Annotated in this window: 20 protein-coding genes; 6 read left to right on the top strand and 14 right to left on the bottom strand. The window is 42.1% G+C overall.

What is annotated here, in order from left to right:
* The first annotated feature begins 362 nt into the window (after positions 1 to 362).
* The 6 genes from MKY15_RS01725 to MKY15_RS01750 all read left to right on the top strand — a co-directional run bounded on the left by MKY15_RS01725 (position 363) and on the right by MKY15_RS01750 (position 6,353).
* Positions 363 to 905, top strand: a complete 543-nt coding sequence (locus tag MKY15_RS01725) for an XRE family transcriptional regulator (protein WP_067211624.1) — start codon at positions 363 to 365, stop codon at positions 903 to 905.
* A gap of 17 nt (positions 906 to 922) precedes the next feature.
* Positions 923 to 2,029 carry an ABC transporter ATP-binding protein gene (locus tag MKY15_RS01730; RefSeq protein WP_342538809.1) on the top strand — a complete coding sequence of 369 codons (1,107 nt, stop codon included), beginning with the start codon at positions 923 to 925 and terminating at the stop codon, positions 2,027 to 2,029.
* Entirely contained in the window at positions 2,019 to 2,843 is an 825-nt protein-coding gene (locus MKY15_RS01735; protein WP_067211627.1) for an ABC transporter permease, read from the top strand. Before MKY15_RS01730 ends, MKY15_RS01735 begins: the two co-directional genes overlap by 11 nt.
* Complete coding sequence (locus MKY15_RS01740) at positions 2,827 to 3,627, top strand: ABC transporter permease (RefSeq protein ID WP_067211630.1); 801 nt, start codon at positions 2,827 to 2,829, stop codon at positions 3,625 to 3,627. Before MKY15_RS01735 ends, MKY15_RS01740 begins: the two co-directional genes overlap by 17 nt.
* Entirely contained in the window at positions 3,624 to 4,697 is a 1,074-nt protein-coding gene (locus tag MKY15_RS01745) for an ABC transporter substrate-binding protein (RefSeq protein ID WP_342538810.1), read from the top strand. Before MKY15_RS01740 ends, MKY15_RS01745 begins: the two co-directional genes overlap by 4 nt.
* 462 nt (positions 4,698 to 5,159) lie before the next feature.
* Positions 5,160 to 6,353: an MFS transporter gene (locus MKY15_RS01750; RefSeq protein ID WP_187045474.1), complete on the top strand. Its 1,194-nt coding sequence runs from the start codon at positions 5,160 to 5,162 to the stop codon at positions 6,351 to 6,353.
* Positions 6,354 to 6,581: 228 nt separating this feature from the next.
* Here the strand turns inward: MKY15_RS01750 and MKY15_RS01755 are convergent, their stop codons facing one another.
* From MKY15_RS01755 to MKY15_RS01820, 14 genes are all read right to left on the bottom strand, one after another.
* Positions 6,582 to 9,179 carry a VWA domain-containing protein gene (locus MKY15_RS01755; protein WP_342538811.1) on the bottom strand — a complete coding sequence of 866 codons (2,598 nt, stop codon included), beginning with the start codon at positions 9,177 to 9,179 and terminating at the stop codon, positions 6,582 to 6,584.
* Positions 9,163 to 10,923 (bottom strand): BatA and WFA domain-containing protein, encoded by a 1,761-nt coding sequence (locus tag MKY15_RS01760; protein WP_342538812.1) that lies wholly within the window; start codon positions 10,921 to 10,923, stop codon positions 9,163 to 9,165. Before MKY15_RS01760 ends, MKY15_RS01755 begins: the two co-directional genes overlap by 17 nt.
* A gap of 14 nt (positions 10,924 to 10,937) precedes the next feature.
* Positions 10,938 to 11,810 carry a DUF58 domain-containing protein gene (locus MKY15_RS01765; RefSeq protein WP_187045477.1) on the bottom strand — a complete coding sequence of 291 codons (873 nt, stop codon included), beginning with the start codon at positions 11,808 to 11,810 and terminating at the stop codon, positions 10,938 to 10,940.
* The gene (locus MKY15_RS01770) at positions 11,807 to 12,814 is read right to left on the bottom strand and encodes a MoxR family ATPase (RefSeq protein ID WP_342538813.1); all 1,008 of its coding nucleotides are present in this window, start codon (positions 12,812 to 12,814) and stop codon (positions 11,807 to 11,809) included. The genes MKY15_RS01765 and MKY15_RS01770 overlap by 4 nt, the downstream gene beginning before the upstream one ends.
* A gap of 21 nt (positions 12,815 to 12,835) precedes the next feature.
* On the bottom strand, positions 12,836 to 14,335 hold the full coding sequence (locus MKY15_RS01775; protein WP_342538814.1) for a hypothetical protein: 1,500 nt from the start codon (positions 14,333 to 14,335) through the stop codon (positions 12,836 to 12,838).
* A 15-nt stretch (positions 14,336 to 14,350) separates the two neighbouring features.
* The gene (locus MKY15_RS01780; protein ID WP_067211648.1) at positions 14,351 to 15,202 is read right to left on the bottom strand and encodes an ABC transporter permease subunit; all 852 of its coding nucleotides are present in this window, start codon (positions 15,200 to 15,202) and stop codon (positions 14,351 to 14,353) included.
* A 1-nt stretch (position 15,203) separates the two neighbouring features.
* The gene (locus MKY15_RS01785) at positions 15,204 to 16,133 is read right to left on the bottom strand and encodes an ABC transporter ATP-binding protein (protein ID WP_067211650.1); all 930 of its coding nucleotides are present in this window, start codon (positions 16,131 to 16,133) and stop codon (positions 15,204 to 15,206) included.
* Positions 16,130 to 18,538 carry a hypothetical protein gene (locus MKY15_RS01790; protein WP_342538815.1) on the bottom strand — a complete coding sequence of 803 codons (2,409 nt, stop codon included), beginning with the start codon at positions 18,536 to 18,538 and terminating at the stop codon, positions 16,130 to 16,132. The genes MKY15_RS01785 and MKY15_RS01790 overlap by 4 nt, the downstream gene beginning before the upstream one ends.
* Positions 18,539 to 18,635: 97 nt before the next feature.
* Positions 18,636 to 19,529 carry a LysR family transcriptional regulator gene (locus MKY15_RS01795; protein WP_067211655.1) on the bottom strand — a complete coding sequence of 298 codons (894 nt, stop codon included), beginning with the start codon at positions 19,527 to 19,529 and terminating at the stop codon, positions 18,636 to 18,638.
* Positions 19,510 to 20,955, bottom strand: coding sequence for an MDR family MFS transporter (locus MKY15_RS01800; protein WP_082786834.1), 1,446 nt, complete (start codon positions 20,953 to 20,955; stop codon positions 19,510 to 19,512). The genes MKY15_RS01795 and MKY15_RS01800 overlap by 20 nt, the downstream gene beginning before the upstream one ends.
* Positions 20,956 to 21,067: 112 nt before the next feature.
* Positions 21,068 to 21,508: a cyclic-di-AMP-binding protein CbpB gene (gene cbpB / locus MKY15_RS01805; protein WP_187045481.1), complete on the bottom strand. Its 441-nt coding sequence runs from the start codon at positions 21,506 to 21,508 to the stop codon at positions 21,068 to 21,070.
* A 107-nt stretch (positions 21,509 to 21,615) separates the two neighbouring features.
* Entirely contained in the window at positions 21,616 to 21,846 is a 231-nt protein-coding gene (locus MKY15_RS01810; protein ID WP_067211663.1) for a hypothetical protein, read from the bottom strand.
* A gap of 50 nt (positions 21,847 to 21,896) precedes the next feature.
* Positions 21,897 to 22,655, bottom strand: a complete 759-nt coding sequence (gene fadH / locus MKY15_RS01815) for a 2,4-dienoyl-CoA reductase (protein WP_067211665.1) — start codon at positions 22,653 to 22,655, stop codon at positions 21,897 to 21,899.
* Between the two features lie 667 nt (positions 22,656 to 23,322).
* Positions 23,323 to 25,365, bottom strand: coding sequence for an EAL domain-containing protein (locus MKY15_RS01820; RefSeq protein ID WP_342538816.1), 2,043 nt, complete (start codon positions 25,363 to 25,365; stop codon positions 23,323 to 23,325).
* Positions 25,366 to 25,414 lie beyond the last annotated feature (49 nt).

A 25,414-nucleotide genomic window follows, 5' to 3' on the forward strand; every position in this document is an offset into this window, starting at 1 on the left:
GAACTAGTTGATTGTAGTGAAGAGCGGCAACTCCAGCGGGAACAGCGCGAGCTGAAGACCCCGCAGGAACGCAGTGACGAGGAGGCTGAAGCCGTGCCCGCGGAAAGAGTCCGCTCGGAACGGAAATCAACGGGATTGAAGGAAATCGTACTTTTTCAGTGCCCTCCATTGTGTTTATTTAAGTTTGTTTGATTAACCAACACATGTATTATCAATCATGTCATTTATAGAAGCGAGATACTTCTGCTGAGTTATATTAAAGTAACCCTTGATTTTCGCTTGATATTTTGTATAATTAGAAGGGTTTTCAGTAAACTTCAAGTATAGTATTACTAAACTCCATTACGATTAGGGGGATGTCCATGGAGATTGGAAGCAGGATTAAAAGCCTACGCTTAAAAAAGGGGCTCACTCAGGAAGAACTTGGAGAACGGACTGATTTAACGAAAGGGCATATTTCACAGTTGGAACGAAATTTGAATTCCCCTTCGATTGAAACGCTTTTTGCATTATTAGAAGTGTTAGGAACGACACCTAAAGACTTTTTTGACGAACCCAAGAAAAATGTACAAGTTGTCTACTCGACTGATAATCAGACGATCTACAGCGATGATGAAATGAAATATAGTATTCGGTGGTTAGTGCCCAGATCAAATGAGAATGATATGGAACCTGTCCACATCACATTTCACGCACAGGGCGAATTTAAAAAATTCGAGCCATCTCTTGCAGAAACATTTATATATGTTTTGAAAGGAAAAGTCGCCGTGATCATTGGGAATACACAACACATCGCTTCAAAAGGAGATGCAGTCTACTATGATGCATCCGAGCATCACTGTTTATCAAATGCATCTAACGGAACGAGCGAAATACTGCTCGTCGCGACAGAATCTTACTTATAAAGAAAAGGAGTGTCAGCATGACGACTCAGCCAATTATTCGATTCGAAAATGTTACAAAAAAATATAACCACGATACAACTGTATTGAACAGTGTTTCCTTTGAAATGGAACGTGGAAAGTTTTACACATTACTTGGTCCATCAGGTTGCGGCAAAACGACAATTCTTCGTCTCATCGCAGGTTTTATCGAACCCACGGATGGGACAATTTTCTTCAATGGGAAAAAGATCAACAACGTACCTGCCAATGAACGACAAGTAAACACGGTTTTTCAAGATTATGCGTTGTTTCCGCATTTGAATGTTTTTGAAAATGTTGCATTTGGGCTACGTATTAAGAAAGTGAAACAAGTCGAAGTCAAACGTCGCGTTATTGAAGCACTGAAATTCGTCAACTTGGAAGGCTATGAAAATCGGGAAATCGCAGAAATGTCCGGTGGGCAACGTCAACGTGTCGCCATCGCACGTGCAATCATCAACGACCCAGAAGTTATATTACTCGACGAACCGCTATCAGCACTCGATTTGAAACTGCGTTCTGAAATGCAATACGAACTCCGGGAATTACAGCAACGATTAGGTAAAACTTTCGTATTCGTTACACATGACCAAGAAGAAGCACTCGCGATGTCCGATGAAATTTTTGTCTTGGATGCAGGAGAAATTCAACAATCAGGAACTCCACTCGATATTTATGATGAACCTATCAACCGGTTTGTCGCTGATTTCATTGGCGAATCTAATATCGTTCCAGGCATGATGATTGAAGATTTTGTAGTTCAATTTACTGGTAAGACATTTGAATGTGTAGACAAAGGGTTAAATCCAAATGAGAAAGTTGATATCGTCATTCGTCCGGAAGATTTGGAACTCACAACTGTCGATAAAGGGAAATTGAACGTGACAGTAGATACACAATTATTCCGCGGCGTTCACTATGAGCTTTCTACTTATGATGCTGATGGCAATGAATGGCTTGTGCATTCAACTAAAAAAGCGGAAGTCGGTGTAACGGTCGGACTTGATTTTGATCCGGAAGACATTCATGTCATGCGCTTAAACGAATCTGAAGAGGAATTCGATGCAAGACTTGAGGCATACGGGGTAGCGGATAATGAACAATAAACCACTACGCCCGTTGTACACGATTCCGTATACAGCTTGGATTCTACTTTTTGTCATAGCGCCGATTGCACTTATCATTTACTATTCATTTTTTGACTTAGCAGGTCATTTCACTTTTGACAACTATATAAACTTTTTCTCTTCTGTCTATTTGAAACTGACTATCAGTTCATTCTGGTATGCGTTTCTCATTACATTGTTCACGTTACTGTTTGCCTATCCAACTGCTTATTTCCTGACGAAAACGAAGCATAAGCAACTTTGGCTTTTGCTCATTATTATTCCATCTTGGATTAATCTTCTTCTAAAAACATATGCTTTCATTGGCCTTTTCGGACTTTATGGTCCAATAAATGCATTGTTAGAAACGGTTGGTATTGGCAGTCAGCAAATTCTATTCACTGATTTTAGTTTCGTTTTCGTATCCGTTTATATTTTCATCCCGTTCATGATCTTACCGATTTTCAATTCACTTGATAAACTAAATCCGGCGCTTATCGACGCGTCACGTGATCTAGGTGCTAATTCATGGACGACATTCAGGCGTGTCATATGGCCTTTAACATTAAACGGTGTTAAATCGGGAATTCAAGTTGTTTTCATCCCTGCCCTATCGCTGTTCATGATTACTCGACTGATTGCAGGTAACAAAGTCATTACACTTGGAACCGCAATTGAACAACAGTTTCTTGTCACGCAAAACTGGGGAATGGGTTCAACCATCGCCGTATTCCTAATTTTATTTATGTTTATCATCATGTTGATTACGAGCAGTAGCGATAGGGGGACGACAATCAATGGAAAAGTTAAGTAAGCTTCCTAAAATCTATTTGGTAGTCGTATTCATTATTTTATATGCTCCGATCTTCTACTTGATTTTTTACTCGTTCAATTCAGGCGGCAACATGTCTAATTTTGAGTCGTTTACGCTTGAACACTACTCTGCAGTTTTTGAAGATACTCGGCTGATTGTCATTTTAATCAATACAATTGTCGTCGCGTTATTGTCTGCACTCGTTTCTACTGCAATCGGTGTGCTCGGTGCATTGTCTATTGTTTTCATGCGCAATAAAGCGATGCGCAATGCCGTGTTGTCACTCAATAACATCTTGATTGTCAGCCCGGACGTTATCATCGGTGCATCTTTCCTTATTTTATTCACAATGATTGGCGTCAAGCTTGGATTCGCTTCCGTACTTATTTCGCATATCGCATTCAGTATCCCGATCGTTGTCATTATGGTACTGCCTAAGCTACAGGAAATGAGTCCAACGCTAATCGATGCCGCACTCGATCTTGGGGCTTCAAAACGCGATGTCTTGACACGCGTTATTATTCCATTTATTAAACCGGGAATACTTGCAGGATTCTTCCTCGCATTGACGTATTCTCTCGATGATTTTGCCGTAACATTCTTCGTCACTGGAAACGGATTCTCCACGCTGTCTGTTGAAATCTATTCAATGGCACGCGCTGGTATTACGTTGACAATCAATGCATTATCGGGACTTATTTTCTTAGTGACGGTTGTACTTGTTTTAGGCTATTACGCTGTTAGCCGCAAAACCAAAACACCGCTTTCGGGGGTGAAAAAATGAAAGATATTTTACGTGGTGCGGTAGTGATTATTATTATTTCCGCTATTTTACTACTCATCAATAGCAAGTTAAATGAAAGCGGAGGAAGTGCCAGCAAGGATTCCATTACTGTGTATAACTGGGGCGAATACATCGACCCCGATTTACTTAAACAGTTCGAGAAAGAAACAGGCATTAAGGTTACGTACGAAACGTTTGATTCAAATGAAGGAATGATGGGGAAAATTGAACAGGGTGGAACATCCTACGACATTACAATGCCTTCTGAATATATGATTGAAATGATGAAGGAAAAAGATTTACTGTTGCCACTCGACTACAGTAAGATTCCAAACATCAAAAATATCGATTCCTATTTTCTCGATTTACCTTTCGATCCTGACAATAACTATTCGCTACCCTACTTTTGGGGGACGGTCGGCATTGCATACAATTCTTCACTTTTAGAGGGACAGACATTTGAAGAATGGGATGATTTATGGAACCCCACTCTTACACAGCAAGTTATTCTTGTCGATAGCGCGCGTGAAACAATCGGAATGGGGCTAAACTCATTAGGTTATTCATTGAACTCTACCGATATGGACGAATTGCGTGAAGCGACAGATAAGTTAAAAACACTTAGCCCTAATATCAAAGCCGTCATCGGGGATGAAGTGACACAACTGATGATTAATGGAGAAGCTGCTATCTCACTTACTTGGTCCGGCCAAGCCGCCGATATGATGTATGAGAACGAGGATATCGATTATATCGTCCCTGAAGAAGGCTCCAATCTTTGGTTCGATAATATGGTTATTCCCCGAACTTCACGAAATATCGATGGTGCACATGCGTTTATCAACTTCATGCTCGATGCCGAAGTTGCCGCACAAAATGCCGATTACGTCGGCTATTCCACACCAAATTTGGCAGCTCTCGACCTGATGGATGCTGAAGTGACAGAAGATGAACGTTTCTATCCCGATGAAGAAACACGTGATCATCTTGAAGTATATAGAAATCTCGGTCTTGAAATGCTGGGCCATTATAATGAATTGTTCCTGGAATTCAAAATGGATATGAAGTAACGAAATGTCGATGCGGCCGTTTAGATGCGACAGGCATAAGACAGAATGGCGGAGCGGCGTTCTTTTCCGCATAGCCAGGCTGGCTTATGACCCGAGCATCTGGCCGCCTGAGACTAGACAATGTAACGAAATGAGGAAGGCAGTCTAAGTTCGCGACGCCCTGTCGCAACTAGGAGGGATGTAGTTCACAATCCCTCCTAGTTGCATGACCTACACCCTGCAGGCCCAGCGGCGTTCTTTTCCGCATAACTAGGCTAGCTTATGGCGGAAGGCATCCCCTAGCGCCGTAGCTAATTCAATGGGTTTCTTTATTTCAACCTATATAGATATGATAAAGACGCCCTTCATACACACGAAGGGCGTCTTTACTTTCTGTACAGAAGTCTCATTAAAAGCTATTCCCATGCGATTTATGGTATTATACTTTAGTGACACGAAACAGTTTGGAAAGTTGGGGTAATTATGGCAGTCAAATCTAATAATTTTGCCTTATACGTTTTAATGTTCAATATGTTCATCGCCATGGCAGGCATCGGTCTTATAATCCCAATTATGCCTGAATACCTGGGCACGTTTGGCGTTGCTGGTCAAGCTCTTGGTTTTCTAGTTGCCATGTTCTCATTTTCACAATTTATCTTTTCTCCGATTGCCGGCGATCTATCTGATAAGCACGGACGGAAAAAGCTGATTATTATAGGATTGATTATTTTTGGTCTATCGCAACTTGCATTCGGAACCTCAACCCAATTATGGATGCTGTATGCCTCACGATTCTTTTCTGGCCTTGGCTCTGCATTCCTCATACCGCCTATGATGGCATTTGTTGCTGATATCACAACATACGAACAGCGAGGCAGAGGAATGGGCCTTCTCGGTGCTTCCATGTCGCTAGGATTCATGATTGGACCTGCAATCGGCGGATTCCTTGCAAAAGTTAGCTTACAATTCCCTTTTTACATCGCGACAGCAGCAGCCTTAACGGCAGCGGTTATTTCCATTTTTGCTTTACCAAATCCGGCGCCTCGTAGTGCAGACAATCCTGGAATTGAAAAAAAGAGGGAAAATCTTGTCATGCAGATGAAGCGCTCAACTACAACCCCTTACTTCGTCATGCTAATTGTCATGTTTGTCTTTTCATTCGGTTTGGCTAATTTCCAATCTACAATTTCACTTTATGTAGACCATAAATACGGCTATACACCTGCCCAAATCGCCGTCATCATTACAGTTGGAGGATTTGTCGGAGTCATCGCTCAGACATTTGTCATCAACAAACTGTTCAATCGATTTGGGGAAATGCGCGTCATTCAAGTCAATCTTATCATCGCGGCTTTTGCAATGATTGGCATTGTATTCGTCAATTCTTTCTTTATGATTCTTTTCGTAGCAACGATTTTCTTCACTGCTACATCTCTCCTTCGACCTGCCGTTAACACACTTATTTCGAAGCTGGCGGGCGAAGAACAAGGTTTTGCAGCTGGTATGATGACTGCATACATGTCTCTAGGTAACATGGTTGGACCTGCACTTGCGGGTATCCTGTTTGATATCAATATTATTTACCCATATATTATCGGTACAGTCATCCTACTGGTCTGTTTTGTCATTGCATCCTATTGGGCAAAACGAAACGGAGATTTACTTACAGGTCTATAAACATATGAAAGAAGCCCCATCACACTTGAAAGATTCCAGTGTGATGGGGCTTCTTCATGTAACAATAACCGGCCTTTACGTTATAACCGCCATGCAGCTTGTTATGCTCGCCATGGATGCAGTTATGACCGCCATGAGACTTGTTATGACCGGCATGACTTAGATTATGACCGCCACCGGTAAAAATCTTTGCAGATAACAGCCTCTACAGGTTTGGAATCTTTCAAATCATCGTTTCTTCTTCGCCTTCAATAATTCAGCAATACTCTCCCCTGCTGTCGATGTCTCCTTGACAACTGGTTCGCGTACTAGAGGTTTCTTCGTAAGCCCTTTGAACATACCGAAACGACGCAACGTAATATCGATAAAGAACAAAATCATCGCTACTAAGATTAGCCATTCTGCAATCCGTATCTTTTCACCACTTTTAAAGGGGTGATCACGGAATGCCTCTGTCGGTTCTTCTAACACTTTTCCGCCTGTCCGTTCGGCAATTTTAGTCATCAGTGCTGCGTTCGGTACTGCCGGTTTATATTCATCGCTATACGGTACTGAAAGGCCAGCTTCGAACAATCCACCTTTATCATCCGATACACCGAAAAATACAAGACCCGGTTTGGCATCTACAGTTACCCGTACTTTACCGGGAGCAAGTGGCTCTGAGGTGAATGGTACTTCTTGTCCTGCTTCATCCACGACGGCTATGTCGAGGAATGCCGCCTTACGAGAACTATCTGTTACCGTATAGGTGCCACCTCGTTCATGGGTGATGATGTAAGGGACTTCTTCATATGACGGCAGCAATCGTGCCACTGCAGTATTCCAAAACTCTGGGTAACCGTCCCATCTTGCTAAATCACCCGTCCACTTCCCTGTTGAGTCAGATGTGAATGCAACAGTCCTTCCGAGTCCATACATCCATTCAGCAATGACTGGGTCTTCTTTATGGCTAATCCCTGCAATCGTCGCTGTAGTTTTCGCTGTCGTTGCAATATAGGCATTCATTTGCGGAACCCCTTCTCTAAACAAAGACGACCATTCAGGAACACCGCCTAGCGTCATATAAAATGGATTATCCTCGATATATGTTCGCGTCATCATCGACGTTTCTCGGGCCAGTATTGCCGGTACTGTCGACTCATCGACGACATCGTAAAACCGTCCGCCACCATTCTCCGCAAGATCTTCTAAAAGCGACCAGTCGGCATCTGAACCGATAGCAACCGTCGACATCGTAATGTTATTTTTTCTACCTTCCGCAATCACTTCTTCGTAATCCGAAGGCATCGGTGATTGGCCATCTGTCATCAAAATAATATGTTTTCTTTGTAGCTTCAAATCCGCAAGATCATCATAGGCTTTTTGCATGCCCGGAAAAATATCCGTCCCCCCGCCTGCCGGAACGGAAAGGATTTGTTCGACTGCGTCCTTCTTATCTTCTAGCTTACCGATTGGAATGACTTCCCATACTTGATCATCAAATGCAGTAAAACCAAACGTGTCATCATCACGGAGAAGCTCTACCGATCGGGCAGCTGCTTCTCTTGCCAAGATGATTTTCGAACCGGACATACTTCCCGATCTGTCCATAACAATCATTAGCCCGAGCGAAGGAAGCGATTCTTTTCCTTTCACTTCCATCTCAACTGGAAGAAGCCGTTCAATCGGAGACTTGAAGTATCCGCCAAGCCCGAAACTTTCGTCCCCTCCGACCATCATGAAACCTGTACCAAAGTTTTTCACAGCCTGTTCAATGACCGTCATCTTATCCTCACCAACGACGTGCCCTGGCACATTATCAAAAATGATAGCACCGTAGCCTAAATAACCCGACAGCGTTTCTGGTAATTGTTCCGCATCAACAACATCTACGCTCATCACGTTTTTATCCAGCAGTGCTGGGATTGCTGATGGATTACGGCTCGTCTGAACAACGAGCACACTCGGGGAACGTTCCATCATTGTGACGGACAGCATTCGGTTGTTTTCTAAAAAGCTGTCATCCGATACAAGGAGTTTAGCTTCGTATTTCAGCAACCCGCCTCCAGTTGCCGATGTCCGAAATGAAAAAGTGTTCTTACCTGGCTCAAGTTTCACCGGCTCTTTGATGATTTCCTTATCATTTTGATAAATGAGCAGTTCACCAGTAGTTCGAGTAGATGATTCCACTTCAACTTGTAGCAACTGCTTCTCGCCTTCGTAAGCAGTCAGAGGCGTATCAAAAATCGAGATCGAAGCGTCCGCACTTCCTGGTCGTTCAAGTAAAACAGTGTCAATGATCATACGGCCTTCACTATATTTAGGCAATAATTCTTCAACCTTGCCCACTGTTTCCAAACCATCAGACAGTAATACGATCCGTGTCGCACTATCATTTTTAGCCACTGCTGCAGCAAGGTCAATCGCTTTCGCAATATCGGTTGCATCTCTTGATTCCATCTGCCCAATTATCGGAAGCTCTACGTCTGCATCTGTCAACTGTGAATCTGTTCGGAACGTCTCTGCGAATGAATACATACCCACTGACTGATTCACTTGACGGCCTTTCAGACTTTCTGCAATCCATTTATCCGCTGAATTTCCGGCACTTTCAATTGAAACAGAGCGGTCTACAACAAACAATATTTGTTCTTTATCAGCTCGCAGCGTTATAAAAGGAGTTGCCAGTGCAAAGATGAGAGCAGCAATCGCAGTACATCTTAGAACAAATAGAATGGTTCCTTTTCCAATAAGCCGCATGCCCGATGATTTCCATGTATACCCCATATAAAGCGCAATTGGAATGAACAATAAAAGCCATACAGGCTGATCAATTCGGATATCCACGTCTTCTTTGCACCTCCCATTCAATAAGTAGAAGAAGCAAAAGTGGCACGAGGAATAGCCAGCCAATCCTATTTTTCCCTTCTTCATTCCCTTTCACATTTTCAGAATGCCCGATTTGGTACGATGAACCCTGTACAAGCTCTTTTTCAGATTTCTCAAGCTGAACAGCAAACATCTTTTCTACTCCTCCGTCCAATGCTTTATAAATACCTGGACGTGTTGGCGCGATGAAACTCGAACCATCCGTAATTGTTGTGACATATTCATCATCTATCGTGTAGATTTCCAGTCCATTCTCTGTTCTACCCGAAAGAACCGCTTTGCGCTCATTCGGTACAAATAACCCTAAAGAATCCGTTTCAGAACGCAACAATTCAACTGTACTCCAAACAAATAGTGGGAAGGACGGATGAAGTGGCCAATCAGTCAGCTCAATATCTGCAAGTATGACAATGTCGCCGCGCTTCGATTTTTGGATGAACGGCTTATCGCCCACAGTCGCGATTGTCGTATACGATTTAAACGACGGATACAAGGCACTTACGTAGACGTCACTAATATTTGCAACCGTAAACAATGGATCTGAGGTGTTTTGTACAGCGCCTGCAACTGGTTCAGTGGATTTATCGTTCCTTCCGACAATTATCACCGGCTTCGTTCCTTTTTTCAGGAATGAAACATCATTTGTCACGATAATGGACTCTTCCTGCGCAGCAAGCATTTCAGTCGTGGAACCGGTCGTAACGGTTAATCCGACAGCTTCAAATGCTCTCTTGACCAACTCATGCAAGTGCCCGTCGACAACAGCCTCCCCCGTCTCATTACCTAACAATATGTAGGCCGTATTATCGACTTCATAATCGTCCTCTACAACGATTTCGGCACGTAATAATTTACTTTCGGGTAATTCCTTGAACGATAAAAGTACTTCTTCCTCGCCTTCAATAGAAAAAGTTTCAGCTATCAATAAGTTACCGGTTAGTAGATCTTTAATATGTACGGCTCCGATTTGAGTATCATCTGAATCATTGGTAATTCTTATAATAGCTTCCGTTCCTTCAGGTGTCTTGACCGCTCCGAATTTATCGATGGAGACATTGATTTTAGGATTTTCATCCCCATGAATCGTCCACGCGATGGCACTTTCTCCTTCAGAAAAAGTTGCTTGATCTAGCGAATCCGTATAAATATGAATAGCAGCACCTGTTGTAGTGATTGACTTTGCAAACTCAATGGCCCGTTCCATATATTCGTGTTCGTATGTAACGGTTAATTTATCGATAGCGGTCATGATTGCTTCGCCGTCTGTTTCCTCCCGTATGACGACAATGGGCTCTTTCCCAGTCGTCATAATTGTGATTGGTTCTCCCGGACGACTCGCGACTAGTTCCTTCATTGCTTCCTGATTTCGCGCAAATAGTGAAGTTCCTTCATTGCTAGCTAGCATAGTCGCAGACGTGTCCACAATAAGAATAGTATGACCACCGACCGCCTCTTCTTTAGTAAGATAAGGCCCTAGTAAAATAAATACTATTAGCAGAAGTGCCGCCATTTGCAGATAAAACAAGGCATTCCGCTGCAAGTTTTTCAAGTAAGGAGACACCCTTGTTTCCCGCATCGATTGTTCCCAGAACAATGTCGATGATATCGTTGTCGTTTCGTAGCGTTTTCGGAAAAAGTAATAGAGAAGGACGGCCAAAGGAAAAACCACCGTCCAACCATTCACTAACTTATCAAATCCCACTTAGCCGCCTCCATCTATCGCACCCATCCTGCATGGCGCATTTTTTTAGTTACGGTTTCCATGACCCCTTCAGCAACTTCTGCACGAATAAGTTGAATACCGAATTTGCGGGCAAGCGCTATCATTTGTGCTTCATGTACCGATTTCTTTTCCAGGTAATCTTGAACCGTACGCCTCGTCATAGTCACTTCGATGCCGTCACCACTCTCGATGTCGACAAATCGAATATCCCCCTCGTAATTTGGAGCTTCTTCCACTTTCGAATGAATCGTTACAACACGTACGTCACCGCAAATTCCTGGCAGACGGCGGAAAAGATGTTCCCACTTTTCGACCTCTTCAAGTCCATCTGTCAGGATGAACAACACCGTTACTGCTTTTGGAATAGACGCAAGTGCTCGGTCCGTGAAATTTTCTGTTGATCCCGGATCCTCAATCGCTGAAATGAATTTCGTCACTGAAGCACGATGCGCAGCGCCTTTCTTTCTAAAAAAGGTATCCTGCTCATCAGTCCACGTGGAAAACGATAGTGTATCTCCACTTTTAAGCGCTAATTGCCCGAGCGCAATTGCCAGCTGACGGGCATAATTCCACTTTCCATCTGCCCCCATTGACTTCGTCGGATCGAGTAAAATATGGATACGCATCTCTTGTTCATCAAGAAACTGCTTAATGTAAGGCTTGTCCGTTCGTGCATAGACATTCCAGTCGATATGGCGCAAATCATCACCGGGATGGTATTCCCTGAAATCAGAGAAATCAAGGGAAGAACCGGTCTTCCTTGAACGATGCGTCCCTTTATGATGTCCTAGACGGCCCGACCGAGAAACAATTGACAATGCACCAAGCCTTTTCGCTAACCCATTAGGAAACAGTTCACCGTTCATTGCACCGATGCTCCTTGACGTACTTCTTCAAGCAATTTAACGATCAGTCCGTCAACGTCAATGCCCTCTGCTTCCCCTTCATAATTGATGAGAATACGATGACGTAACGCAGGTTTAGCAACTGTTTTAATATCCGCAATGGATACATGATAACGACCTGACACAAGCGCACGCGCTTTGGCGAGTCTAATAATTGACTGAAGTCCCCTTGGTCCGCTTCCGTACTGAACATATTTTGCCCAGTCATCGGTTGAACCGTTGTTGTTGTTGTTGTTGTTGTGGGTTGCTGAAACCAAATCGACCGCGTAATTAATCATTTCATCCGCAATAACAACTTCTTTGACCATTTCTTGCGCCATTACGATTTCTTCCGCATCCATTACTTTTTGAATTTCGATAAGTCGCGGTCCCGTTGTACGCAGAATAATTTCCTTCAGTTCTGATTTCGCTGGATACGGTAAAATTATTTTACAAAGAAAACGGTCCATCTGTGCTTCCGGCAATGGATAAGTTCCTTCCATCTCAATCGGATTCTGCGTTGCAAGAACGAAAAACGGACGTGCCATTTGTCTCGTCTCTCCAAGTACCGTCACCGTTTTTTCGCCCATCGCTTCAAGCAAGGCACTTTGTGTTTTCGGAGTAGCTCGGTTAATTTCATCCGCCAATACCATCTGGCTAAAAATCGGACCTTCTTTAAAAGCGAAGCGCTGCATTCCTTCTTCATTTCGTTCCAAAATGCTTGTCCCCGTTATATCGGCCGGCATTAAATCAGGCGTAAATTGAATCCGTGAAAATGACAAATCGAGCACTTCTGAAATCGTTCTAATTAGCATTGTCTTCCCAAGTCCGGGCAACCCTTCCAATAGTGCGTGCCCATCTGCCAAAATCGAATAGATAGAAAACTCGACCGCTTCCTGTTGTCCGACGATGAATTTACCGATTTCCTCTTTAACTAATCCTAGTTTCCCACTCATTTCTTCAAACTGCTCTGGTGTAAATGGCATACGTACACTCCCATTCTGTCTTCATTCGATTGAGGAAAAGTAATCAGAGAGGATGTGCTGCAAATCTGGCGGCAACTTCATCTTATCCGTACTCTTCAGGTAAGAATCTTTATAATCTCCAACAACTTCTTTATAAGGTCGAATTGTTCCTTTTTCAACTGGACCTTCTGTTTCTCGCTCCTCGATGAAACTCCCTTCACCAAGGTCCCCTCCAACAACGGACGAATTCCCTTTTTCCCCTACACGGTCATTCGGGATTGAAAGAAGACTCCTTCCTCCCGAACCTTGGCCAGCACCGGTTCCTCCTTGGCCCTGTCCTTGACCTTGACCTTGGCCTTGACCTTGACCTTGACCTTGGCCTTGACCTTGACCTTGACCTTGACCTTGGCCTTGACCTTGACCTTGACCTTGACCTTGACCTTGACCTTGACCTTGACCTTGACCTTGACCTTGACCTTGACCTTGACCTTGACCTTGACCTTGACCTTGACCTTGACCTTGACCTTGACCTTGACCTTGGCCTTGACCTTGACCTTCCCCTTCGCCCTCGCCTTCACTTTCACTTTCGCCTTGACCTTCCCCTTGGCCTTCACCTTCTGATGTCCCAGTTTTAGTATCACCCTCTGTTGCTGAAGAGCTACTCCCTGAGCTTGCAAGGGCGGGTAATGCAGGTGCTTTACCGATTTCATTCAACGCACTATGTGCTTCACCTGCATTTTGCGCAAGTTTATCCGTAAGTTCCATAAGCTCACTAAGTTCTTTTTCTTCCGCCTCGCTTAACGATTTGGTTGGATCACCAGATGTCTTAGCTAACTCTTTTTTGTCTGCTAGACGCTGTTCTTTTAATCGTAATTCCTTCTGTTTCTTAACAAGTTCTTTCAACGCTTCTTCCGACGTTTCCGCTTCCAAAAGCTTTTCAGCGAGTTCCTGCAATTCCTTTTTCACTTCGGGTAATTCTTCTTTTTTAATCAATTCCTGCACATCTTTTTGCATCTCTTCAATAATCTTTTTTTCCTGTTCAATCGCTCCCGCTTCTAACTGCGCTTCAGAGGGAAACGTGATTAATAGGGCAAGACAAGCAGATATAATAATGAATCCACCTAGCATCTTTGGATTTACATACCGTTTCTCCCTTTTTTTAAATTGCTCAAAAGCAACCGCCACTTTCGACTCGGCTGCAATGATAATAGCAGGAGCAAGATGAGTTTCATTGACCTTGATATCCATCGCTGTTATAAGAAGATTATCTGGCATAAATTCATCAAGCTGCCTTACCGCTTCAGCGTTGTTATATCTTTTGTAGATAATGAAAACGATTGTCGCAATGAGTAGCAATACTGCACCGATAAGCGCGATACGTCCATAATAAGGAAGGACAAATAGTCGAGAAGCGACAACTAAAAGGACCGCGAAAAGGGCGGCAGCAAACATTCCAGTCTGCACCGTATAGATGGCTTTTTCAAAACGTAGCCGGTACAGAGTAGCCAGCACATATTTCTTTAATACTGATTTCTTTTCCATTCGCCCACCTCCCTATTATTTTGAACGTTTCATATTAACACGCAATTTCTTTACTGAAATAAATAGTGAAATAACCGTTAGTGACAAATAGAAAATAAGATAGCCTATCCAAATCGGAAATTTCACTTGCGTCATTTCCGAAATGCTATCCCCCATTCCTGTCGAAAGGAATGATGCGAAGAGGATTGCAGGATTAATTGACGCCAGAATATGCCCAAGCATTGAAGTTGGCGGCGTACCTGTTCCCATGTGATTGAACTCTATCATTTGCATAACAATCAAGAATATGAACCCAGTGACGACCGATAGAAACAGCATTGTTCCATACGTTGCAATCATCGAAACAATCGTCCGGCGAATAAGCGTGGAGAACATAACACCTACACTGCCGATTGCAAGAAGCGTTACAAATAAGAAAAAGAACACTTTAACAAAGTCCAATGGAGAGATACCGCCGAATAGGAATACTAAACTATAGACCGGTAATCCCGCCACAATGAGCAGCAACAGGAATGCGATTGATGACGACAACTTTCCTGAAATAATTTGAAATGAACTTTGTGATGTCGTCAATAAAATTGACAGCGTTTGTTTTTCCCTTTCCGAACTAATTGCTCCAGCCGTCAAACCCGGAGTGATGAATAACACAAGTCCTAGTTGGATAAATGCTAACAACCCAAACAAGATGAAACTTTCACTAGGTCTGAAATAAGACGTCCCTGACATCGTCATTGTCGCAAAGATGAAACCAAAAACAAAAATACACATTGCTATCAAGTAGAATAGGATACCAACGAAACTTTTTGGTGAGCGGAACCTTAGTTTCAATTCTTTAAAGAGAACCGGATTATTGAAATTCATCTTCATATTAATCGGCTCCTTTCGTAATTTCCATGAACACATCCTCCAGATTGGTCACGTGCTCCATGAATGAAAGGATTGGAACATTATTCGTGATCGCTTGCTTCAACAATTGGACCTGGTCTTCTTCCGTCCCTTTATATGAAAATCTGACGCCATCATTAGCATCCAACTGTTCGATATTTGACACGTACGGATCTTCTTCGAAAAATGCGATTGTGCTATCGAGCGATCCAGCCAAACGGACTGTAATAACTCTTTCTCCGCGCAGCTTATCTTGAATTTCGGCAACAGAGCCGTGTGCGATGAGACGACCATTATCAATTACCCCAATTTCATCACACATTTCCGCCAGTTCAGGCAAAATATGTGATGAAATTAAAATCGTCTTGCCCATCTTTTTCAATGTTTTTAGAATGTCTCTCATCTCAACACGTGCACGCGGATCCAGTCCAGATGCAGGTTCGTCAAGAATAAGCACTTTAGGATCATGGATAAGACTGCGCGCCAAGCAAAGCCGCTGCTTCATCCCCCGCGACAAAAGATCTACGTACGCATGACGCTTATGTGACAGGTTGACGAGTTCCAACAATTGCGGAATAAGCTTTTGCCGCTCCGCTTCAGGAATGCCATAGCTCGCACCGTAAAAGTCCAGGTACTCGTCCGCCTTTAGCTGATCGTAGACACCAAAAAAGTCAGGCATATAGCCAATCATTTTACGAACTGCCTCCGGATTCTTCCGGATATTCACTCCGTCGATGAAAACGTCCCCCGCAGTCGGTTGTAATAAGGTCGCAAGAATGAGGAATGTCGTCGATTTCCCAGCGCCGTTCGCACCAACAAACCCAAAAACTGTTCCTTCACTCAACGTCAAATTCAAATTATCAAGCGCTTTGAATTGGCCGTACTTCTTTGTAAGTCCTTTTATCTCTATCATTGCGACACCTCCCCATTCAGCTTCAGCATAGGAGCACGGCCTTGATTACCATTCTTTTCATCATGAAAAATGATTCGGACAACAATTTTTCCATCAGGCGTTATATAGTTGTTTACATTTTCCGTCTTCACCAATTTCCCAGACTCTGACTGCTCGTATTGACCCGATCGCACATTTAATATGCTGACATCATATAGTTTTTTTTGTATTTTCGATAGTTCCAGCGATGTCCATTTCATGTTCTTTCCGATTAACCCTGCTGGTAATTGCCATGTTTGATTGTACACGGCCTCATTAAAGTAATATTCATCCGTACCATATCCCTGTGAATCAGGCTGAAACTGTCCATCCTCTGACAGCATCGACATCTCCATCATCTCTGGTTCAACTGTAAACACATCAGTCAACGTCACGTCTACCATTGCTGTTTGAACGAGCATCGTCAATGCTGACACTGAAGGTTTTACTTTAAGAAGTTCAATAGGAACAATCTGTGTATCTGTATAACCAATTACGGCTGGACTCGAAGTCTTGTTCATATAATCACCGGCAAATGAGAGAACGCTATCTTTCCTCATCTTCGTTAAATCATCCATATTGACTGGTGTAGGATTCATATACGAATTGAACATCGATTTTCTCGGAAGCAACGTAGAGGTTTTTAGCGTTTCATCCACTTGGGCAGTTTCCCCCGGTCCAAGATCACCGATTGGAATCAGTTTTGTTCCCGACCAAATCGATACATCCTTCAATGCAAACGGAAATCCATTTGTCACTGAACCCGTCAATTTTTTATCCGTTACATTTAATTGGATTTCGTAATTCCCTTGCTTTTCGATCCTGGTTTCTCCGTACACTGTCCCTACATTCCAATAGCCAATATTTCGAAGATGCATTGTCGTACCTGCTGCGTCCTTTTCAACAATTGCTTGTTTATGGATAGTCGCTTGAGAAGACCTGAAAGGATCATTATTTGGCAACGAAGCACCAAGCGTTGTTTCAACAGGTGCAGTAAATGTAAAGTTCCCAGCTTTATTGGTTAGGATTGACTCCACATAATACCCTGTCAAACTACCATCCTGTTCAACATTTAATATTGCGGAATGTTGAATTTGTGCTCTTCCAATTCGATCTTTCGCTCCGTATGCAAATATGGCAATGGACGCCAGTATCGCAATGGATGGAATAATCCACCACGCATATTCTCGTTTGTCTTTCCGTTTAAGGATAAAGTAAAGCACTGGTATAATAAGAATAATATAAAATATAATTATTCCAAAAATTAATGGCGTAGATACTTTGAATGAAGGAAACAATTCATTGGTGCTAGCTACCGTATGGACAATTGCATTATTCGGACTGTCATAAGGATTCTGTCCCCATTGATTTGAATGTCCCGTCGCATCGAATAATGTCCCCCAGAACGCCGGCATTCCAACCATTTTAGCAATTGGGTCATCGCCGACTGAAAAAGCCGTTTGGACGATTTGCCCCCTGCCCAACTTGGAATAGGCAACGAGGACATTTCCTTCATCTTCAAGTAGAGACGATGCACCCGGATTTAATGCTGTTAAATAGGAAGGGATTGTGCCTTCAAATCCTTTTGTTCCCGCCCACTTATTCAAAACTTCAGGATTCGCTTTAGAACTTGCTTTCAACGTCAAAGGCAAATGATCTGAAAAGACACCCGTCTCCGCTTTCACGTTATCAGAACCTCCGATTACTAAGATGCCTCCTGAACGAACCCATCCTATCAACGCATTCTGTTTCTTTTCAGATAAATCGGCAAGCGGATACTCATCGATGATGATAAAATCAGCCGCTCCCCATCCTGCCGCTTCTTCCGGGAAATTTGGTTCACCCATTTTCGACGCACTAATGATTTGGCTAGTAGAAGCATTCAAAATTCGGCTAGTTTTCAAAGCGCCAAGACGATCCGGATTATCCGTAAACGTTACGATGAATTTCGAATCATCGTAAAACATGGTCGTCGTTAATGTTTGTGCTCCTTTATGTACAACTTCTTTCCCTTTTTCCCATCCGCCCTCGTATAGGTAAATTGTTTTCGTGTTCGACATTCCCCCATACATATTGTTCATATCAGTCATACTCGGGATGACAAGCGAAATCGTTTTGGTCTCCCCTGCACCGATATCAACAGGGATAGCTTCCCCACTTCCTGTCGTAAAGTAACTCGGAACGTCGATTACAAGATCCCCGCTAAATGCAGTTCCACTGTTCTCAATCACAATTACTACTGGAGCACCTTTTCCTTCCTTTGCTTTACCGTCGATGCCTGCCGAAACACTCACTTTCAGATTTGGAGCTGCAAGAGCATTGACAGCTGGAATGAAGACAATCATTCCAACAAACAAAACCAACACTACCCCGAACTTTTTCCACATACTAATTTCCTCCTGTCATGCTGAATAGAAATCTATCAGTAGACTAATTGTTCTCATCTATTAGTACGAACGAGACAACCTAAAGTTCCTTTATTTCTCAATAATTGTAATCTTTTTGTAATCTTTCAGCATGACTTTGGACAATTTGTGTAAATGCATCCACTTGTTTTAGTGCAAACGAAGATTCATAGCCGATTAACCATGTATCTCGGGTCAACTCAAATTCTTCTTCATTGTTCAAAAGCGGCATTTTATTGACATCTTCATCACCGGTCAACGTAATTGACGGTAATATCGCATAACCAATCCCATTTAACGCCAGTTGCTTACAAGTCTCAATCTGATCGACTGTAATTTGACGCCCCGGATTTTGGTCGAAATGACGCTGCCACCAACGCTGAATTTCCATATGGTAATTCGAGTCACTCTTGAATTGAATAAATGGACGAGTCGTATCTTTCAATTCTTCGATTGACGTAATTTCACGGTCTACTAAATAGAGATGGTCTCGGAATAAATACGTTTTTTTACTCTTCCAATCTACCTGGCCCCGAACAATTCCAACATGAGCTTCTCCTTCATATAGTGCTTTGACAATTTCTGAACTCCATCCCGTTATCAGCGATATTTTGGCATCTGGATACATTTCAACATACTCTTTCAATACTTGAGGCAACCACGTCTGCCCTACGATGGATGCACATGCAATTTTCAATGTGCCGTGCACTTTGTCCGCCATCGATGCAATCATTTCAAACGTTTCTTCACGTTTTATAATCGCTTCACGTGCATAGCCGATGATCAATTCTCCCGCTGGCGTCGGCTCAAGACCTTTCTGCGAGCGGATGAACAATAACGTTCCCCATTCCTTTTCAATTGATTGTAGCCGCTGAGAAAGTGCCGGTTGCGATAAAAAAAGTCGCTCTGCAGCTTTTCGCATATTCCCTTCTTCTGCTAATGCTTTAATGATTTCAAGTTCTGTCGTTGTCATTCAAATACCCCTTTCCACGTGGAATTTTTAATATAAAGAGCAAGCTGATAACAGCAAAAATGGCTACAGTAATATACACCCATTGCAACGAGCCATCGAGCGCATTTTGTAACAGCTGTACTTTTGTTGCAGGTATCGTTTTTCTCATTTCATCCGTCAGAAGTAAATTGACATCATCTAAACTATAATTCAAATCATCCTTTTTGAACCGGGCCATTAACATGCCATTTAAAATCGCGCCAAATAATGCCGCCCCTACCGTATTCCCGAAATTCCGCATGAACATATTGGCAGCCGTCGCTGATCCTCGCTTCTCTCTTGGAACCGCCCCTTGGATTGTGACGGTGAACGATGTACTTGTCAGTCCCATGCCAACGCCCACAAAAAAGCTTGCAATCGCAGCCCACCAAGGTCCTGACCCAGCGTCCATCATGACAAATAAGGTTGTTCCAAATATGAGTGATAACCCACCTGCAAAAGATACATGAAACGTACCGTAGCGGATTAACAAATGACCTGCAACAGAGGATGCAATCGGCCATCCGATAGACATTGCTGTCAGGGTGAATCCAGCAATTATCGCCGGCTGTTCCATAACACCTGTAACGAATGTCGGCAAATAAGAGGAAACTCCAATCAATATGACCCCTGTCGTTAACGAAACAAGATTCGCATACAATATAACGGGGGTTTTCCACAATGCAAATGGCATTACTGGATCTATTGCTTGTCGTTCGACCCTAACAAATAACGCTAACGACCCGAGTCCTACAATAACGAGGGTGATACTGTAAAACGACAAGCGACCGAATGCCTGACCACCTTCAACAAGCCAGTATAAAATAGTGGATAACGATAACGTAAGTAGGAAGGCACCTTTATAATCAATCGAAACCTTTTTCTCCCGCTTTGGTTCATGTAGAAACAGATAGATACCGACCATTGCAAGTATTCCAAGCGGCACATTCACCCAGAAAACAAACTTCCAATTCATATAGTGAACAATCAGCCCACCAATAACGGGACCTGATACAGCTGAAATTCCCCATACACTAGATAAATACCCTTGGACTTTCGCCCGTTCTTCCGTCGTATATATATCGCCTACAATCGTAGTAGCAATTGGCATTACGGCACCCGCACCGAGGCCTTGAAGTAACCTAAATACAATTAACTGCTCCATCGAAACTGCAAAACCACATAATATAGACCCAATAAGAAATATCGTCAATCCAATAAACAAAATTGGTTTTCGGCCAAATAAGTCCGCCAATTTCCCATAAATGAGTACAGTAACTGTACTCATCAGTAAATAAGAAGAAAAAATCCAACTATATCTTGAAAAACCACCAAGGTCCGAAGCAATTGAGGGCATTGCTGTAGTCACAATCGTCGCTTCCACCGCACCAACAAACATTGCCAACATGACAGAAATGAGCACAAGTGGGCGATTCGTAATTTTATTATTTTTCACAGTCTAGATTCTCCTTTAAACAGAAAAGGGCCCCATTTAGGAGCCCACAATTTAACCAAAACAATTATTCAACCGAGTAAATATATCTTTTAAATTGTTTCATTATTACTCTTCGTGTTAATATGCCTGCAAATGTGCCGTCTTCTTCCGTCACACAAAGAAATGTATGGTCAATTAATAAATCGAGCCCTTTTTGGAATCGATCCGTCGTTTTTATGGATGGCAAATCAGTTTGCATAATTTCATCAACTTTTAAATCGTCAAGACGTTCATATTCAATACGTTCAAGTCCCAAAATAGAATCAGTAATCATCCCCATACTGAGCAACCCTTTTAAACGATATTTCGCATCAAGGACCGGTATAGCTGAATAACCTGTTTTTGTTAGTACAAGGAGGGCGTGCTCTGCATTATTTCCAACCTGAACATGCGCAACTTTTTCAGACGAAATGATAAAATCCGCTATCGGTGTGAAAAGAAAATCCCTATTGTTTATAGAAATCATGTAAATCTACTCCTTCTGTAGCTATGCTTTTCACCTTAAAACTACATATCTATCATATCATAAGAAGGACTTTCTATCCTTGAAAATGAAAAAGAAAACCCCTTCTGTTAAGAAGAGGCAGCGTAATAAAAAATGACAATTCCAATGAAAAATACAGCTACAAGGACAATCCAAATAATCGGATTCAATGTAAATGGGTGCTCTTCAATCGGACCCGAAATCTGATCATCCTGTCCATCAACAACAACGGTCACCTTGTTCCATTTCTTTACGGCGATAAAGCTGATTATACAAATGACCAAAACAACGATAATAAATGGAACTGTCCATACATCCAAACTTATCTCTCCTTTTGAGAGTAGGATGTGCAAAACGACAACATTTATCCTTAAAACGGGGATTTATTAAGCCATTGTCCGCCGTCGAGCGTCACAATTTCTCCATTCATGTAGGACGCCTTATCTGACATAATGAATGCCGCCAGTTCTGCAATCTCTTCCGGCTTCCCAAGACGACCCAAAGGAATCGATTCAAGTGTGCGCTTAGCTGCTTCATTAGACTCCCATAACTTTTCTGCGCCGCCTGTACGTTCAATCGGACCCGGCGCAATACCATTCACACGGATTCCATATTGACTTCCCCATTCAACTGCTAAAGTTCGAGTTAACGACATAACACCTGCTTTAGCTGCCGCGGAATGAATGACACCCGCGCCTGCATCCCATGCATACGTTGCAAGCATATTCAATATCGATCCTTTTTGACCTTTCTCAATCCAGTACTTTCCAACTGCGCTGGAGCAATAAAATGTGCCATTTAGTACAATATCGATAACAGACTTCCAGCCGTTTGGTGATAAATCTTCTGCTTTAACGATGAAATTTCCAGCCGCATTATTTACTAATCCATCAATTCGGCCAAACTTTTCATCCGTGAAAGCGACTAACGCTGCAACTGATTCAACATTCCTCACATCCATCTGGAATGGATGTGCATGATCCCCAATTTCTTCTTGAGCCACATTTAACCTATCTATATCTCTACCCGTAATTACGACTTGTGCACCTTCATCGGCAAATTTCTTCGCCATGTATTTCCCCATCCCATTCGATCCACCTGTTACAATTATGACTTTTCCCTCAAACACAACAATTCCCCCTCTTATAATGAATGAATATTCACTCATAATTGTAACATGTTATCAAGTTCGTTACGAGAACAAAAGTAACCTCACAACGAAAAACGGACACCGAACTTTTTCAGTTGTCCGTTTATACGATTATTTAATAACACATGTTTTAATTAACCAAAGTAAACCCAAATATGACTACTTACTATTCATTAGACGTTCTATGTACAGATACCATCGGATCGCTTTGGACCGAACAAATACTATACAATTATCGGGATTTCTTGCTGTGTAAAGTCTTTGCTAAAATAAGTATAGAAGGCTTTATTAAAGGTGATATTCCTTTATTTTTCCAAAGTGTATAGTCGGCACTAAACAAATGGATTGTTCTTCTAACACCGCTTTGTCGCTAGACTTGTCCGTTATAGGCGAGGCGCACCACCTAGTTAACCCCAAATAAGCAGTGCCGAATATATAGTTGCATTTTCCACTTGAACACTGTAGGTACGCGGCGGATAGATCGTCGTAACAGGATGACCAAGGAGGAATGAATAGCAATTCCTCCTCAAAGAATGTGGTGTGATCATTTCGTCCAAAGCGAGCCGGAAATGTACATGTGTGTAAACTTGTATGCATTTCCTACAGGCGCTTCATATAATAAAATGGTTAATCAAGAGACTTGACTTCATAAATACTTTTCTACAATTTCCTCTACAGGAACTGCCTTACTGTACAAAAAGCCTTGCGCCTTCTGGCATTTAGCTTCAAGTAGAATCATAGCTTGTAAATCCTTCTCTACACCTTCAGCAATTACTTCCATCCCAAGACTGTGGGCTAGATTAATAATTGTCTTCGCTATTGCTTTGTTTTTCACATCAAATTCAATATCTTTTATAAATGAACGATCGATTTTAATGATATCGATTGGATATTGCTTCAAATAACTAAGTGATGAATAACCCGTTCCAAAATCATCGACGGAGATGAAAATCCCGATTTTCTTTAGTTCATTTAATGTTGCTAAAGTTTCATCTATTATCGTCAATGCTCCCTCCGTAATTTCCACTTCAAGGGAAGACGGTAAGATGTCGTAGTAAGAAATCTTCTCTTTCAATTTATCGACAAAGTTTTCCATTCTAAATTGCTTTGGCGATATATTCACAGCTATCCTAACAGCTTTGAACTGCTTATCCTGCCACTCTTTCAACTGTTTACATACTTGGTTTAATACCCAATCACCAATTCCATGAATAAGCCCTGAATCTTCAGCAATGGGGATGAATTGCGCCGGTGATACAAACCCAAATTTTCCATTATTCCATCTAAGAAGCGCTTCGAAACTACTAATATGCCCGGTTTTCAAATCGACTTGCGGTTGATAGTGAATCGTCAATTCATTTAACTCAATCGCCCTGCGTAAATGCGATTCCATCAGTGCTTCATCCGGGAAGGTAGAATTCATCGCTTCTTGATAGAAACGATAATGCGAGCGGCCACGATCTTTCACAAAGGTTAGCGCTTGTTCCGACTTCCTTAGTAGATTCTCAAGTGTTTTTCCATCTTCAGGATAAACAGCAATTCCGATGGATGCAGAAATGAAATACTCCTGATGATTATGATAAAATGGTTTTCCAAAATCATTCAATAACTGTTGTGCAAACTTCTCTGTCTTCAGCACAGAATGATTTTGCAATGAGACGATAAATTCATCGCTGCCATTACGATACAACCTGGCGGATGCAGGACAGATTATTTTTAATCGTTCCGCAACCATTTTTAATATTTCGTCCGCACCATTATGGCCAAGTGATTCATTTATTAATTTGAATCGATCAAGTCCTAAATGAACGAAAGACAGTCTTGTTTCTCTTCGCAAGGCGTTTAGAGAATCCTCCGTAAAGTGTTCTTTCATCGCCTGACGATTCCACAAACCCGTCAAATGATCATGATATGACAGGAATAGAAGTTTTTCATTATTTTTCTGATGAATAGATGTATCCCGTACAATTAGTTGAACTTCTTCTACCTCTCCATCAATCAAGACGGGAATTGCCTTCAAATACGCGGGTAATAAATATCCTTTTTTATGAAAAATAGTTGAATCTTCCATCTCAATGGATTCCCCTGCAAGTGCCCGGGACAAGAAGAGCTTAAATGCTTTTATGTTATCCTCCCCGGAAAGATTCAAAATTGAACGGCCAGAGAGTTCTTTGAATCGATAGCCGAAACCTAAATGAACGGCTCGATTCGCGTAAATAATTTTAAAGTTTTGATCGATGGTTATGATTGGGTCAAGATTATGTTCAATGACGGAATTATATTTATGTTGTAACTCCGACTGCGACTTCCTTACAGTTACGGTATCTAGCCGTTCACGCAATTCAATGATGATAATTTCTCGTTCAAACTCTTCGGTATGACGTTGAAAATCCAATTCGAATAATACGCCTGCCCCACCTCGTATCGATTGGATTTCAGTTGTAAAATCAGATTGATTTTGTAATTTCCGCATCCTGCGCTTAATGGGAATCCATAAATCACCAAAAAAACAAGCAGCCGATTGTTCGATTTCAGTCGAAAAGTATTTTGTCGCCAATGAGTTAGCGTAAAGCACATCAAATTTACCTTGCTCATTTTTCTCAACAAATATGGTCATCTTAAAGGAGTGGTTCAAAATATATGATTCTACAATTTTTTCTAAACGGTCTTTAATCTTAACGTTTCTCATGTGTGCCTCCGTTTGTTATGCATTTATCCAAACTTTTATCGATTAATCC

The sequence above is a fragment of the Sporosarcina sp. FSL K6-1540 genome (assembly GCF_038620285.1).
Classification (GTDB): domain Bacteria; phylum Bacillota; class Bacilli; order Bacillales_A; family Planococcaceae; genus Sporosarcina; species Sporosarcina psychrophila.

Excerpts from the sequence above, each read along its gene's own strand:
- MKY15_RS01725 (WP_067211624.1), top strand. The coding sequence starts at position 363 with ATGGAGATTGGAAGCAGGATTAAAAGCCTACGCTTAAAAAAGGGGCTC.
- MKY15_RS01795 (WP_067211655.1), bottom strand. The coding sequence starts at position 19,529 with ATGACAACGACAGAACTTGAAATCATTAAAGCATTAGCAGAAGAAGGG.
- cbpB (WP_187045481.1), bottom strand. The coding sequence starts at position 21,508 with ATGATTTCTATAAACAATAGGGATTTTCTTTTCACACCGATAGCGGAT.
- MKY15_RS01770 (WP_342538813.1), bottom strand. The coding sequence starts at position 12,814 with ATGCCATTTACACCAGAGCAGTTTGAAGAAATGAGTGGGAAACTAGGA.
- MKY15_RS01785 (WP_067211650.1), bottom strand. The coding sequence starts at position 16,133 with ATGATAGAGATAAAAGGACTTACAAAGAAGTACGGCCAATTCAAAGCG.
- MKY15_RS01765 (WP_187045477.1), bottom strand. The coding sequence starts at position 11,810 with ATGAACGGTGAACTGTTTCCTAATGGGTTAGCGAAAAGGCTTGGTGCA.
- MKY15_RS01800 (WP_082786834.1), bottom strand. The coding sequence starts at position 20,955 with ATGTTGGCAATGTTTGTTGGTGCGGTGGAAGCGACGATTGTGACTACA.
- MKY15_RS01740 (WP_067211630.1), top strand. The coding sequence starts at position 2,827 with ATGGAAAAGTTAAGTAAGCTTCCTAAAATCTATTTGGTAGTCGTATTC.
- MKY15_RS01735 (WP_067211627.1), top strand. The coding sequence starts at position 2,019 with ATGAACAATAAACCACTACGCCCGTTGTACACGATTCCGTATACAGCT.
- MKY15_RS01780 (WP_067211648.1), bottom strand. The coding sequence starts at position 15,202 with ATGAAGATGAATTTCAATAATCCGGTTCTCTTTAAAGAATTGAAACTA.
- MKY15_RS01820 (WP_342538816.1), bottom strand. The coding sequence starts at position 25,365 with ATGAGAAACGTTAAGATTAAAGACCGTTTAGAAAAAATTGTAGAATCA.
- MKY15_RS01745 (WP_342538810.1), top strand. The coding sequence starts at position 3,624 with ATGAAAGATATTTTACGTGGTGCGGTAGTGATTATTATTATTTCCGCT.
- MKY15_RS01750 (WP_187045474.1), top strand. The coding sequence starts at position 5,160 with ATGGCAGTCAAATCTAATAATTTTGCCTTATACGTTTTAATGTTCAAT.
- MKY15_RS01730 (WP_342538809.1), top strand. The coding sequence starts at position 923 with ATGACGACTCAGCCAATTATTCGATTCGAAAATGTTACAAAAAAATAT.
- MKY15_RS01790 (WP_342538815.1), bottom strand. The coding sequence starts at position 18,538 with ATGTGGAAAAAGTTCGGGGTAGTGTTGGTTTTGTTTGTTGGAATGATT.
- MKY15_RS01775 (WP_342538814.1), bottom strand. The coding sequence starts at position 14,335 with ATGGAAAAGAAATCAGTATTAAAGAAATATGTGCTGGCTACTCTGTAC.